The organism is Mitsuokella sp. AF21-1AC (assembly GCF_003458855.1).
Lineage (GTDB): Bacteria > Bacillota > Negativicutes > Selenomonadales > Selenomonadaceae > Mitsuokella.
Genome location: NZ_QRVW01000014.1, coordinates 1 through 14,033, shown reverse-complemented (window position 1 = coordinate 14,033; position 14,033 = coordinate 1). Strand labels below are relative to the sequence as shown.

Below are 14,033 nucleotides of genomic sequence, written 5' to 3'. Positions count from 1 at the left end.
CGATTGATTGACTTTTTACTGCGTCAGACGCGGTCACGGCGCAGATCTTCTGCCAGGAGCGTCTCGAGACGGCCAACGGTCATGTCCTTTTCGGAATAAACGGTCAGGCCGTGCTTCTGCAGCAGGGCGGCTGCAGCACCGGCGCCTCTGATCTTGCGTCCGCGGAAGGTACCGTCGTAGATATTGTGGACGCCGCAGGACGGGCTGCCCTCTTTGAGGATGGCCACCCTGGCATGGTACGCCTCTGCGATCTTCAGGAGCTTCCTCGCGCCTGTCAGGAGATATGCGGTCGTATCCATGCCGTCCTTGTCCATGGCCTTCGCCTTGCCAGCCAGGAGTTTCTTGCCGTTGCCGCCCTGGATCTCCATGGGCGGGCGCGGCACGGGCAGCATCGCGAAACATTCCGGGCAGACCGCAACGAAGCGCCCGCGCGCATTGTATTTCTGCAAGAGTTCGTTGGCATTATTGCCGCCGTTGTATTTGACATTATGCCCCAGCAGGCAGGCACTGACCAGGATCATGATAAACTCCTCTTCTGCCCTGGAATTGCTGGCCTCTGCGGCATCACCCAAGGCCTATTGATGCCGGGAATCCTTCAGGAGCGCTTGCTCTTCAGATACGCATCGATGGCGGCAGCCGCCTTGCGGCCGGCGCCCATCGCGAGGATAACCGTGGCGGCGCCCGTGACGATATCGCCGCCGGCGAATACGCCTTCCTTGGACGTCATGCCCGTTTCTTCATCCGCCATGATGTTGCCGCGCTTTGTCGTCTCAAGTCCCTTCGTCGTATGGGCGATGATGGGGTTCGGGCCCGTACCAATGGCGATGATGACCGTATCCATCGGCAGCTCAAATTCCGAGCCTTCGACCGGCAGCGGACGGCGGCGTCCCGAGGCATCGGGCTCACCGAGTTCCATGCGGATGCACTTGAGTCCCTTGACCCAACCGTTCTCATCGCCGAGGACCTCCACCGGATTCGTCAGCAGCTGGAACTCGATGCCCTCTTCCCTGGCGTGCCCGACTTCTTCTGCACGCGCCGGGATCTCGGCGGCGCTGCGGCGGTAAACGATGGTCACCTTCTCCGCACCGAGGCGCAGGGCCGTGCGGGCCGCATCCATCGCGACGTTGCCGCCGCCCACGACGGCCACGCGCTTGCCCACGCGGATTGGCGTCGCATATTCCGGGAATTTATAGGCTTTCATGAGATTGCAGCGCGTCAGGAACTCATTGGCCGAGTACACGCCGTTGAAGTTCTCGCCGGGGATTCCTTGGAAGCGCGGCAAACCGGCGCCTGTGCCGATGAATACGGCATCAAAACCTTCTTCCTGCATGAGTTCGTCGACCGTGTAGAGGCGGCCGATAACGGAATCCACCTCAATCTTGACGCCGAGCTTCTGGATGTTCTCAATTTCTTTCTTGACCACAGTGTCCTTCGGCAGACGGAATTCCGGGATGCCGTAGGACAGCACGCCGCCCGCCTTGTGCAGGGCCTCGAAGATCGTGACATCATAGCCTTTCTTTGCCAGGTCGCCGGCGCACGAGAGGCCCGAGGGGCCAGCGCCGATGATGGCCACCTTCTGCGCATCGGCCGCGCGCGAAACGGGCTGGATGTCTTCTTCCCCGGCCAGCTGGCGGTCGGCGGCGAAGCGCTCGAGACGGCCGATGGCCACGGCTTCGCCGCGCTTGGCGAGGATGCAGTGTTTCTCGCACTGATTCTCCTGCGGGCAGACGCGGCCGCAGATGGCCGGCAAGGCATTCGATTCCTTGATGGTCGCGATGGCGCCGTCGAAGTCACGCTCCTTGATCTTGGCGATGAACGTGGGGATATCGATCGAAACCGGACAGCCCTTGCGGCACTGCGGCACCTTGCAGTGCAGGCAGCGCTCCGCCTCGGCAACCGCCGTCTCCTCATCGTAGCCCAGTGCCACCTCTGAGAAATTATGAGCACGGACCTTGGGATCCTGTACCGGCATCTCGTGTTTCTTCAATGAAAGTGCCATCTCAATCCCTCCCCAGGCCAATACGGCAAACATGATCTTTTTCTTCTGCTTCCAGATCGCGGTACATGCGCTGACGGCTCATAAGCCCCTTGAAGTCCACGAGATGGCCATCAAACTCCGGCCCGTCGACACAGGCGAACTTCGTTTCGTCGCCCACCGTCACGCGGCAGCCGCCGCACATGCCCGTGCCGTCGACCATGATCGGATTCAGCGAGACGACCGTATGGATGCCGAGATCGCGCGTCGCATCCGCCACGCTCTTCATCATGATGACCGGGCCGATGGCCGTGATCTGAGCGATTTTTTCACCGCGGTCGACGAGTGCCTGCACGGCATTCGTTACAAAGCCCTTGATGCCGTAAGAGCCGTCATCCGTCGTCACGAGCACCTCATCCGTCACGGCCTTCATCTCATCTTCCATGATGAGGATGTCCTTCGTCTTGGCACCCATGATGGCGATGACCTTGTTGCCCGCTTCTTTCATGGCCCGGGCAATCGGGTACGTCGGCGCCACGCCGATGCCGCCGCCGACGACGACCATCGTGCCGTCGAGCTTCTGGATTTCAGACGGACGTCCGAGCGGTCCGACGAAATCCAGCAGGCTGTCGCCTTCCTTCATGGCCGCGAGTTCCATCGTCGAAGCGCCAATGGCCTGGAAGACGATGAGGATCTTCCCGGTTTCCCGGTCGAAATCCGCAATGGTCAGCGGGATGCGCTCGCCCTCTTCATTGACGCGCAGGATGATGAACTGGCCTGGTTCGGCTTTCCTGGCCACGCGCGGCGCCTCGATATCCATGGCATACACATGGGGCGACAATTCCTCTTTCCTGAGAATCTTAAACATAATCCACTCTCCTATCACTAGATGATTGAACTACTTGTCACGCCGTCTTCAAGCGAAGACCCCGGCGAGGTAAGCGGCAAGATTCGTCTTGATGGGCATGAAGTAGACATTCGTCTGCTCACGTTCTGCATACTCCATGACCTCGTGCGCGAAATCCACGCTCCACTCCAGCGTCGGCCGGAACGAATGCGGGAAAACAACGTTGTTCTTGCGCTCCCAGTAACTCTGAGAACGCGCGCTCATGACGGGCGAAACGCCCCAATAGACCTCAAGTCCCTGCAGCATATCGGCATAGACCGCAAGATAGCGCATATCGAAGAACGGCTGCGTGAAGAAGCCAGCTGCCCCCGCCTGGAGCTTGCGCTTGACGCGGTAAAGTTCCTGTGCCATCGAGCCGCGGTACTGATCGATGCCGGCATAGACCTTGACCTCCGGCATCTCCTTGCGGAATTTCCAGATGACATCGACGCTGTTCGTCGGATAGACTTCATGCATCATGTCCTGCGGAGGATCACCTTCGATGACGAGCACTTCGCGGATATCGTGCGCCCGCAGGTATTCCTTCATCGAAAGCTCTTCTTCGAGATTGATATCCATCGCCCGGATATGCGGCATGGATGCCGGGAAAAAATCCTTCGCGATGGCCGCCCCCTGCCAGCTCCGCAGGGGAAAGCGCAACAGGTCCGGAATGTTGATGACATCTACTTTTTCTTGATACTGATGCAGGAGCGCGAGCTCCTGGCGCAATGCTTCTTCGTCGCGCGGCACGAGTTCTACCGAGATACGCTTCATACGATTCCTCCACTGCCATCAGACTACCCGATGGATAAAAAATACAATCGTTACATTACTATCATTGTAAAATCTTTTTATCGATTTTGCAAGTATCGAAACTTTATCTATCATAAATTATATAAATTATGATATAAAATAAAAAAATCCCGCTCCGAAGAACGGGATGTGCTTGTAGGATTAGAACAGGCCGGTGATCTTGCCGTTGACATCGATATCCATGTTCTCGGCTGCCGGATGCTTCGGCAGGCCCGGCATCGTCAGGATGTTGCCCGTCAAGGCGACAATAAAGCCGGCGCCGGCACTGATGCGCAGTTCCTTGACCGTGATGCGAAAGCCGGTCGGACGGCCGAGCTTCGTCGCATCGTCCGAGAGCGAGTACTGCGTCTTGGCCATGCAGACCGGCATCTTGTCGAAGCCGAGCTCCTCAATCTCCTTGAGCTGCTTCCTGGCTGCCGGCGTGAAATCGACACCGTCGCCGCCGTAGATTTCCTTCGTGATCTTCTCGATCTTCTCGGGAATGCTGTCCTCGACATCGTAGATGAAATGGAAATCATTCGGCTTCTTCGTCGCCTCGATGACCTTGTCGGCAAGCGCGAGGCCGCCTTCGCCGCCCTTGGCCCAGACTTCCGACAGAGCGACTTCAGCGCCAAGTTCATTGCACTTCTTCTCGACGAAGTCGAGCTCTTCCTTCGTATCCGTCGGGAAGGCGTTGATGGCGACAACTGCCGGCAGGCCGAACTTCTGGATATTCTCGATGTGCTTCGTAAGGTTCGCAATACCCTTCTCGAGTGCAGCCATGTCGACCTTGCCGAGTTCCTTCTTGTCGAGGCCGCCGTGCATCTTGAGCGCACGCACCGTCGCGACGATGACAACGGCATCCGGCTTGAGGCCGGCGAAACGGCATTTGATGTCGAGGAATTTCTCGGCGCCGAGGTCTGCACCGAAACCGGCCTCCGTGATGACGTAATCCGCAAACTTCAGAGCAAACTTCGTCGCCATGACGCTGTTGCAGCCATGGGCGATATTCGCAAACGGGCCGCCGTGAATGAAAGCCGGCGTACCTTCGAGCGTCTGCACGAGGTTCGGCTTGATGGCATCCTTGAAGAGCAGCGTCAAGGCACCCGTTACATTCAGTTCCTTGGCGCGGATGGCGCGACCATCACGGCTGTAGCCGATGACGATCTCGCCGAGGCGCTGCTTCATGTCTTCGAGATCCTTCGCGAGGCAGAGAATGGCCATCATCTCGGAAGCTACCGTGATGTCAAAGCCCGTCTCGCGCGGTGTGCCATGAGCCTTGCCGCCGAGGCCGATGACGACGTGGCGCAGCGCACGGTCATTGAGGTCGAGCACGCGCTTCCAGGTGATGCGGCGCACGTCGATATCAAGAGCATTGCCCTGCTGGATGTGATTGTCGATGACAGCGGCGAGCAGATTGTGCGCCGTCGTAATAGCGTGGAAGTCTCCCGTGAAATGCAGGTTGATATCCTCCATCGGCACGACCTGCGCATAGCCGCCGCCGGCAGCACCGCCCTTGAGGCCGAAGCACGGTCCGAGCGAAGGCTCGCGCAGCGCGACGGCCGTCTTCTTGCCCTGGCGGTGGAACGCATCGGCAAGGCCGACACTCGTCGTCGTCTTGCCCTCACCTGCCGGCGTCGGATTGATGGCCGTCACGAGAATGAGCTTGCCATTCGGCTGGTCCTTGACGCGGTCCCAAGCGGAAAGGGCCACTTTTGCCTTGTACTTGCCATAAAGCTCGAGTTCGTCATCCGAAATCCCCAGTTTTGCTGCGATTTCCTGGATGGGGCGCATCTTCGCTTCCTGTGCGATTTCAACATCGGTTTTCATTTCTGTACCTCCTGCACATTGTAAGGGAAACACTTTGCCGCTCCTGCGGCTCTCTTTATGCCTGAAGCTGCATCTCTGCGGCACGGACAACATTTTCCATGAGCATGGCGACGGTCAAGAGGCCGACGCCGCCCGGGACCGGCGTGATGGCACCGGCCACTTCCTTGACGGCTTCAAAATCCACATCGCCAACGAGTTTCTTCGGCGCGATGCGGTTGATGCCGACATCGATGACCGTGGCACCGGGCTTGACCATATCCGCCGTGACAAAATGCGGACGGCCGACAGCGGCCACGAGGATATCCGCCTCGCGCGTGACAGATGGCAGATCCTGCGTATGGCTGTGGCAGATCGTCACCGTGGCATTCCTGCTGAGCAGCAGGTGCAGCATCGGCTTGCCGACGATGTTGCTGCGGCCAATGATGACAGCCCGCTTGCCGTCAATCGGAATACCGGCAAGCTCGAGCATGCGCAGGCAGCCGAACGGCGTGCACGGCACGAGTCCCGGCTGCCCCGTCACGAGGCGGCCGACATTGACGGGATGAAAGCCATCGACGTCCTTCTCGGGGCGAATACGCTCGAGAATCTCGGACTCATGTGAGGCGATCTGCTTCGGCAGCGGCAGCTGCACGAGGATGCCGTGGATCTTATCATTCGCATTGAGGGCATCGATCCTCGCCAGCAGCTCTTCCTTCGTCGTCGACTCGGGCATCTCGATGACCTCCGAGTAAATACCAAGCGCCTCGCAGGACTTGTGCTTGTTGCGCACGTAGACCTGAGAAGCGGGATTCTCACCGACGATGATGACGGCAAGGCCCGGCTGTACGCCGTACTTCTCCTTCAGGGCTTCCGCCTTTTTCTTGGCATCCTCACGGAACTGCTGGGCAAAAACCTTGCCCTCCAAAATACGAGCTGTCATAAAATCACCTTTCCTATCTCTGAAAAAACAAAGTCAAAAAGCGTATGTCAGATATAGAAACTCAGCCAGGTACAGACAAAGATGGCAACCGAAACGATGCCATTGCGCATGAAGTACCGCTGTGTCACGCGGGAAAAATCCGTCGGGCTCACGATCTGATGCTGATAGTAAAGCGTGCCGCCGGCAATGCCGACGCCGACGAAATAAAGCCAGGACAGATGCATCATGATGCCGACAGCAAAGAAGCAGACGAGGCAGACGATATGGCAGACAACCGCGATGCGGAAGGCACCAGCTGCTCCGTAGCTCACGGCCAGGGAATGCAGCCCCTGGCTGCGGTCAAATTCCTCATCCTGCGCGCCGTACATGGCATCGAAGGCGCCAATCCAGAGTGCCACTGCCGTGCAGAGCACAATGAGCGGTGCGGTGATTTCGCCGCTGACGCCGACCCAGCCCCCGGCAGGAGCCATCGCGATGGCGAGGCCCAGGAACATGTGGACCCAGCCCGTCACGCGCTTCATGAACGGATAAATGATGAACGGGATGGCAGCCAGTGGCAGCAGATAGATGCAGATGGGCTGCAGCTGCAGGACGGAGAACACGAGCAGGATGAAGCACAGGACGATGAAGATGAGTGCCTCGCGCTTCGAGATGCGTCCCGCGACCATGGCGCGGTAGGCCATGCGCGGCTGCTGGCTGTCGTACTTGAGATCGGCGAGGTTATCGATGGCAAGCGCCGCCGCGCGCCCGCTCGTGATGGCCAGGGCAATCCAGAAGAGATCGACGAGACGCGGATGGCCGCCCGCTGCGAGCACAGCGCCCATGAAGGCGAACGGCAGGTCAAAGATGGTGTGATGGAGTGCCACATTATTGATATGTGCCTTGATGGAAATCAATCGAGTCCAAGCTCCTTCCACTTCGCGTCAACCTTGGCCTTGATGTCCTCGGACATCCGGATTTCATCCGGCCACTGCCGGCTGTGGCCTTCCTCCGGCCACGTCTTCGTCGCATCGATGCCGAGCTTGGCACCCCATTTGGCCATCGGCGAAGAATGGTCAAGCACATCGAGAGGACCTTCGACAATCTCGAGGTCGTGCTTTGCATCGATGTTGTTGAACACGCGCCAGGCCACCTCGCTGATATCCTGGACATCGACATGAGCATCGACGACGATGATCATCTTGACATTCATCATCTGCCCCATGCCCCAGAGTGCGTGCATGACCTTGCGCGCCTGCATCGGATACGATTTCTTGATGGAGACGATGCAACAGTCATGGAAGACGCCCTCGAGCGGCATGTTGATGTCGATGATCTCGGGCTGCATCTGCTGCAGGAGCGGCAGGAAGATGCGCTCGGTCGCCTTCGCGAGGTAGCAGTCCTCCATCGGCGGCTTGCCGACGACTGTCGACGCGTAGATGGCGTCCCTGCGGTGCGTGATGGCCGTGATGTGGAAGACCGGATAATCGTCAGCCAGCGAGTAATAGCCCGTGTGATCGCCGAACGGCCCCTCGCGGCGCAGTTCATTCGTCAGGACATAACCCTCGAGGATAATCTCCGCCGTCGCCGGCACCTCGATGTCCACGGTCTTGCACTTGACCAGTTCGACGGATTTATGGCGCAGGAAACCCGCAAACACCATCTCGTCGATATCGCGCGGCAGCGGCGCCGTGGCTGCATACGTGAGGACCGGATCCGTGCCGATGGCTACGGCCGCCTCAATGCGGTCGCCGCCCTGCGCCTTCATGTCGCGGAAATTCTCCGCGCCGTTCTTGTGTATGTGCCAGTGCATGCCCGTCGTCCGGCTGTCGTACTTCTGCAGACGGTACATGCCGACATTGCGCTTGCCCGTCTTCGGGTTCTTTGTGAAGACGAGAGGCAGCGTCACGAAGGGACCGCCGTCATCTGGCCAGCACTTGAGAATGGGGATATCATCAAGGCTCGGATTTTCCGTCTCGACGACTTCCTGGCACGGTGCATGCTTGACGTATTTCGGGAAATTGATGGCACGCTTGATCATCGGGATCATCGTCACGACGCTCATCTTGTTCTGCAGCGAGACATACGGCAGCTTCATCATCTCCCGCAGTTCGTCGGCCACATCGTCGAGCTTCTCGACGCCGAGAGCCATCGCCATGCGCTCATAGCTGCCGAATGCATTCATGAGTACGGGCATCTTCGAGCCCTTTACATTCTCAAAGAGCAAGGCCACGTTCTTCTTGCCTTCCTGCTTGGAAACGCGGTCCGTAATTTCCGTGATTTCAAGCTCCGGATCCACTTCCGTCTGGATGCGCTTCAGAAGGCCCTTTGCCTCGAGCGCCGCAATGAACTCACGCAAGTCCTTATATGCCAAAACAATCACTCCTCATTATATGTTCGTTCGTATTCTCTGTGCGACATCCTGTTCTCACTTGCGCAGGATATAGCGGACAATGAAATAGCCGACCTCATACAGCACGATCATCGGCAGTGCAATCATCGACTGCGTAAAGATATCCGGTGTCGGCGTGATGATGGCGCCGATGACAAAGGACAGGAAGATGACGATGCGCTGGAATTTCTTCAGGCGTGCAGACGTCAGGATCCCCATCTTGCCGAGTATCGTGATGATGAGCGGCAGCTCAAAGACAAAGCCAAAGGGCAGCACAAAGGTGATGACAAAATCAAAATACTTGTTGACGGAGAACAGGGCCTCGAGTTCCGAATTGCCAAAGCCCATGAAAAAGCGGATGCCGGCCGGCAGGACCAGGAAAAAGGAAAAAGCCAGCCCGCAAAAGAACAGGATGACGGAGGTCGGCACGACGATGCCCAGCACCGCCCGTTCCTTATGCGTAAGTGCGGGCAGGAAAAACCGCCAGACATGGTAAAACACGACGGGCAGCGCCATCAGGAACCCTGCTACGACAGCGACCTTCAGATACGTGAAGAAGGCCTCAGACGGCTGCATGTAGTAGAGCTTGCCAGCCGGCAGCGTCAGGTAATGCATGATATCTTCGATGAAGTAATATCCCACACAGCTGCCGATGCCGATTGCCACCAGGCATTTGATCAGACGGCTGCGCAGCTCCGTCAGATGTGCGACGAGCGACATGGTCCCGTCATCCTCGGCATTCTCCTCCGTCACGGCCGGAGATGGCGTCTCCTCTGCTGCACGCAGTTCCTCGGGCGCTTCGATTTCTTCATATTGTCTTTCTTCTGCCATGAAATCCTCTCACCAGCTCACTTCTGTTCATCTTTCTTATCGGCCAGCTCCTGGGATTTCGCCGTCACGTTGACCATCTTGTCATCCTTCTTCTCATCCGTGCTGGCCTGCTTGAACTCGCGAATGCTCTTGCCCAGCGCCTTGCCGACATCGGGCAGCTTGCCCGGTCCGAAAATGACAAGGCCAATGATCAAGATAAGGACGAGTTCCGGTACACCTAATCCAAACATAATGTTCCTCCTGAAATACTGAATTGAACATGAGACAACGCTCGTAAATCTACGACTTTATTATACCGTCAGACTGGTAAAATCACAACGATACATCGCTGCATCCATCTCTTATAATTTTTGTTTATTACGAGTCCCCGTCTAATAGAAAAAGGGCGCAGCGGTGCGCCCTTCCCTCAATCTTTTTTCTGCTCTGCCCCGCCCTGCGTGGCAGCCAGCTGCTGGCGCACACTCTCCTGCGTCGGTGCCTGATAAGCAGGGGGCTGCTGAGGCGCCTGTCCGGCTGTCTGCGAACCGGCTGCTGCAGGCTGCTGTGCCTGCGGGCTGACAGCTGGCTGTGCGGGAGCCGATGCGGCCGGCTGTACCGGGGCGCTGGCCGGAGCGGCCGGTTGTACCGGGGCAGCTGGCGCCTGTGCCGCAGGCTGCGCAGGGGGAGCCTGCGGCTGTGCCGACTGCTCCGGCGCATTGATAGCCTGCGACAGCGCATTGGAAGCCTTGCGGAACTCCCGGATGCCTTTGCCAAGCGTGCGGCCCATTTCCGGAAGTTTGCCGGGGCCGAAGACGATGAGTCCAATGATCAAGATGAGTACCAGTTCCGGTACACCAATTCCAAACATAATCGTTCCTCCATGAATCGAGAAATCTCAGCAGGCGTCCTGCCATCCCTTAAAAGTCGCGGTCGCCAATAAAGTCAGCCACCATGACATAGGCTTCGCGGATTTCCTCCGGCAGTTCCTCCGGCAATACTTCCTTGGCGTGCGCCAGGTATTCGTCGGCCTTGTCCTTGGCAAAGTCCACGGCATCGGTGGCCTTGACGATGGCAAGCGCACGCTCGACCATCTCATCCGTCATATCCATATCCGTGACAATGGCACGGAGTTCCTCCGCGTCAGGGCTCGTCTCGAGCGCACGGATGACGGGCAGCGTCACGATGCCCTGGCGGATGTCATTGCCCGCCGGCTTGCCGATTTTCTCCGACGTCTGCTCAATGTCGAGCAAATCATCCGTGATCTGAAATGCCATGCCGATGGAATGACCGTACTCCGCGAGCTTTGCCGCTGCTTCCACCGAAGCACCGCCCACGAGAGCGCCGAGCTCGCAGCAGATCTCAAGGAAATCGGCCGTCTTCTTCTGGATGCGCTCATAATAGTCGTCCATGCCGCGCGATGCCTGGTAGACTGCATGATCCTGGATGATCTCACCGACACTGAGGTTGCAGACAAGTTCTGCCAGGCGCATGGAGACGCGCTCTCCGTATCCCTGATTGGCAATCAGATGGAAGGCCCGTGCAAAGATGTAATCCCCTGAAAGGATGGCAACCTGATTTCCCCAGCGGGCATTGGCCGTCTCCGAACCGCGGCGCGTATCGGCTTCATCGATGACATCGTCATGGACCAGGGAAGCCGTATGAATGAGTTCCAGAGCCTCAGCCAGAGGCAGGACATGCGCGAGCTCAAAGGACGGCCCTCCATGGGCAGAAAGCAGGCAAAGCGCCGGACGGATCCGCTTGCCGCCCGATGTCACCAGATGCGTGCCCACTTCTGTCACCAAGTCATTTTCAGAAGAAACTGCTTCCAAAAGACCTTCTTCCAGGACCTCCAGGTCACTTTTTATCACATCAAACATGTGGTTTGACAAATTCATCACCTACAAAACCTTACTCGTTATTTATACCTCATTTATGATACACGATGCATTCTATAATTTTACTACACTTTGCTCCTTTTGTCATCGAAAAAGCCTGCCATTTCTGGCAGGCGCTCAAAAATCTTCCTCATTCATGCCTGTGATGCTGCTGCCAGCGTCCCGGACGGCGGGCACGCGGCGCACTGAGGATTTCCGCGAGAACAACGGCCTGCTGTGCCGTTTCCGGCGTCAGCACCGGCAGGACTGGCCGAGGGCCGCCAGCATCCCCCTGCGGGATCTTCGCATCCCTTGTATAAGCGGCCTGTTCCTCCGCACGGATGCGCGCTTCCTCCAGCCGCTTGGCCTGTTCATACGCCTCATGATGGTGTCTGGCGGCCTGCTCTTCCTGCTGCAGTTCATGCTGTTCCTTGAGCACGGCTCCCGCCTCGCGGTAAACACCGCCGGCATCGATATGGCCGGGTGCCGGGGGTGCTCCCTTGATTTCGGGGATCTTGAAGCCAAGCCGCCCCTTCGCGGATTCAGTCTGCCCGCCCCGCTGCGACGGCCACGGCCGCGGCAAAGGCGGCGGCAGCGTCGCAGACGGCTCCGGACGCTTCGGCGCGCGCGGCAGCTTTCTGCCCTTCTTTCCCAGCCGGTCCATGACAATGGCAAACAAAGCAAAGAGGACGATGACGAGAAGAGAAGAATCCATATGCTTTACCTCTCTTTCCTGCTGTTCTGCCCCGCTCTGTCATCACTTGACCGGCTTGGCAGGCTTCATTTTATCGGCTGCGCCAGCTGTACTGATGGCATTGCGCATATCCGTATCGGCCTGGACATTGTTGAGATTGTAATAATCCATGACGCCGAGACGGCCGCTGCGCAGCGCTTCCGCCATGGCATGCGGTACTTCGGCCTGGGCCTCGACGACCTTGGCCTCCATTTCCTGCGTATACGCCTTCATCTCCTGCTCCTTGGCCACGGCCATCGCACGGCGTTCCTCGGCCTTGGCCTGCGCAATGCGCTTGTCGGCCTCCGCCTGATCTGTCTGGAGCTCGGCACCGATGTTGCGTCCGACATCGACGTCAGCGATATCGATGGAAAGGATCTCAAACGCCGTGCCAGCATCAAGGCCCTTGCCAAGCACCGTCTTGCTGATATCATCCGGGTTTGCCAGCACATCGTTGTGGCTTTCCGAAGAACCGACGGTCGTGACAATGCCCTCGCCGACACGCGCGATGATTGTCGGCTCACCAGCACCGCCCACGAGACGGTCGATGTTCGCGCGCACCGTGACGCGCGCCTTGATCTTGAGCTCGATGCCGTTGCGTGCAACGGCCGAAACCACCGGTGTCTCGATGACCTTCGGATTGACGCTCATCTGCACGGCCTCGAGCACATCGCGGCCTGCGAGGTCGATGGCGGCAGAGCGCTCAAAGGGGAGCGGAATCTGGGCGCGGTGTGCCGCGATGAGGGCATCGACGACCTTGTCGACATTGCCGCCTGCCAGATAATGCGCCTCAAGCTGATTGACCACCACATCGAGTCCTGCCTTGTTCGCCTTGATGAGCGGCAAGATGATCTTGCTTGGTGGCACGCGGCGCATGCGCATGCCCACGAGCGTGATGATGCTGACGTGGACATCGGCAGCCAGAGCCGAGATCCAGAGTCCCAGCGGCACAAAGTGCAGAAAGAGCATGACCACGGCCACGATGAGCACGAGGATAAAACCGGAACTGATTAACATCGCCATAAAAACGCCTCCTACCAAATGCATTCCATCTACTTGTCTTACGAAGATTCCGTACGCCGCACGACGACGCGGCTGCCGTGAACTGAGATGACCTCCACTTCCTCACCCTTGCGGATGAACGCCCCCTCCGACACGACATCCACCGGACGGCCGTCAATGCGGGCAGAGCCGGAAGGACGCAGTTCTGTCAGGACCGTGCCGCGCTTGCCCACGAGATCATCCTCCTGGACGGCACTGACGTACCCGCGGCTCGAAGTCGACTGATCCTTGAGCACGAATTTGTTCCAGAGCTTGCTCGAAGGCAGTTTCTTGACAATCAGGGCAAAGATGACAACGGCTGCGGCAAAGGATACGGCCATGGCGACAATCGCGTTGATGTCGCCGCCAAGCGCCAGCACGACGCTGTAGAGCATGGCAGCCACGCCCACGCCGGCCAGCAGGCCAACGGTCGGCAGCAGGATCTCGACGATGATGCACAGGATGCCGAGCAGGAAAATGGCAATCTGATAGAGATCGACGAGTCCCTTGACGTACTGGCTGCCCCAGAAGACGCCGGCTGCCACGATGCCCAGCATGACGCCGGCGCCCATGCCGCCCGTCTTGATCTCGACGAAGATCGCCAGGAACATGATGGCCAGCAGCAGCATCTGCAAAAGCGGCATATCCACGATTCCCATGCGGATTCCCCCTTTCGGATTGAGAGCCTTTGGCTCACAGGTATTCGTTTTATACTATTCGACACATAAGGGAAAATACCTTTATGCCCCATCCACCCATACACAATCAAAACCACCAGTTAAACTGGTGGTTTGCTCTGGCC

General features: G+C 58.2%; 15 protein-coding genes. All 15 read right to left on the bottom strand.

What is annotated here, in order from left to right; all coding sequences use genetic code 11:
• Window positions 1-23: 23 nt before the first annotated feature.
• The 15 genes from DWX75_RS06575 to DWX75_RS06505 all read right to left on the bottom strand — a co-directional run bounded on the left by DWX75_RS06575 (window position 24) and on the right by DWX75_RS06505 (window position 13,890).
• Window positions 24-521: a DUF523 domain-containing protein gene (locus DWX75_RS06575; RefSeq protein ID WP_118015584.1), complete on the bottom strand. Its 498-nt coding sequence runs from the start codon at window positions 519-521 to the stop codon at window positions 24-26.
• 74 nt (window positions 522-595) lie between these two features.
• The gene (gene gltA, locus DWX75_RS06570; protein WP_118015544.1) at window positions 596-1,999 is read right to left on the bottom strand and encodes an NADPH-dependent glutamate synthase; all 1,404 of its coding nucleotides are present in this window, start codon (window positions 1,997-1,999) and stop codon (window positions 596-598) included.
• A 1-nt stretch (window position 2,000) separates the two neighbouring features.
• The gene (locus DWX75_RS06565) at window positions 2,001-2,843 is read right to left on the bottom strand and encodes a sulfide/dihydroorotate dehydrogenase-like FAD/NAD-binding protein (protein WP_118015543.1); all 843 of its coding nucleotides are present in this window, start codon (window positions 2,841-2,843) and stop codon (window positions 2,001-2,003) included.
• Between the two features lie 48 nt (window positions 2,844-2,891).
• Entirely contained in the window at window positions 2,892-3,635 is a 744-nt protein-coding gene (locus tag DWX75_RS06560; RefSeq protein ID WP_118015542.1) for a methylenetetrahydrofolate reductase, read from the bottom strand.
• A gap of 180 nt (window positions 3,636-3,815) precedes the next feature.
• Window positions 3,816-5,483 (bottom strand): formate--tetrahydrofolate ligase, encoded by a 1,668-nt coding sequence (locus DWX75_RS06555; RefSeq protein WP_118015541.1) that lies wholly within the window; start codon window positions 5,481-5,483, stop codon window positions 3,816-3,818.
• 55 nt (window positions 5,484-5,538) lie between these two features.
• Entirely contained in the window at window positions 5,539-6,402 is an 864-nt protein-coding gene (gene folD, locus DWX75_RS06550) for a bifunctional methylenetetrahydrofolate dehydrogenase/methenyltetrahydrofolate cyclohydrolase FolD (RefSeq protein WP_118015540.1), read from the bottom strand.
• Window positions 6,403-6,449: 47 nt separating this feature from the next.
• Window positions 6,450-7,298, bottom strand: coding sequence for a 4-hydroxybenzoate octaprenyltransferase (locus DWX75_RS06545; protein WP_118015539.1), 849 nt, complete (start codon window positions 7,296-7,298; stop codon window positions 6,450-6,452).
• Window positions 7,295-8,755 (bottom strand): menaquinone biosynthesis decarboxylase, encoded by a 1,461-nt coding sequence (locus DWX75_RS06540; protein WP_118015538.1) that lies wholly within the window; start codon window positions 8,753-8,755, stop codon window positions 7,295-7,297. The genes DWX75_RS06545 and DWX75_RS06540 overlap by 4 nt, the downstream gene beginning before the upstream one ends.
• 54 nt (window positions 8,756-8,809) lie before the next feature.
• Window positions 8,810-9,604 (bottom strand): twin-arginine translocase subunit TatC, encoded by a 795-nt coding sequence (gene tatC, locus DWX75_RS06535; RefSeq protein ID WP_118015537.1) that lies wholly within the window; start codon window positions 9,602-9,604, stop codon window positions 8,810-8,812.
• A gap of 17 nt (window positions 9,605-9,621) precedes the next feature.
• A complete protein-coding gene (locus DWX75_RS06530; protein ID WP_118015536.1) occupies window positions 9,622-9,834 on the bottom strand; it encodes a twin-arginine translocase TatA/TatE family subunit in 213 nt (70 codons plus the stop codon).
• A 176-nt stretch (window positions 9,835-10,010) separates the two neighbouring features.
• Window positions 10,011-10,451: a twin-arginine translocase TatA/TatE family subunit gene (tatA, locus tag DWX75_RS06525; RefSeq protein ID WP_118015535.1), complete on the bottom strand. Its 441-nt coding sequence runs from the start codon at window positions 10,449-10,451 to the stop codon at window positions 10,011-10,013.
• A 49-nt stretch (window positions 10,452-10,500) separates the two neighbouring features.
• Window positions 10,501-11,460 (bottom strand): polyprenyl synthetase family protein, encoded by a 960-nt coding sequence (locus DWX75_RS06520; protein WP_118015534.1) that lies wholly within the window; start codon window positions 11,458-11,460, stop codon window positions 10,501-10,503.
• Between the two features lie 148 nt (window positions 11,461-11,608).
• Complete coding sequence (locus DWX75_RS06515; RefSeq protein ID WP_118015533.1) at window positions 11,609-12,172, bottom strand: hypothetical protein; 564 nt, start codon at window positions 12,170-12,172, stop codon at window positions 11,609-11,611.
• A gap of 42 nt (window positions 12,173-12,214) precedes the next feature.
• Window positions 12,215-13,213, bottom strand: coding sequence for a flotillin-like protein FloA (floA, locus tag DWX75_RS06510; RefSeq protein WP_118015532.1), 999 nt, complete (start codon window positions 13,211-13,213; stop codon window positions 12,215-12,217).
• A gap of 38 nt (window positions 13,214-13,251) precedes the next feature.
• Complete coding sequence (locus DWX75_RS06505; protein WP_118015531.1) at window positions 13,252-13,890, bottom strand: NfeD family protein; 639 nt, start codon at window positions 13,888-13,890, stop codon at window positions 13,252-13,254.
• Window positions 13,891-14,033 lie beyond the last annotated feature (143 nt).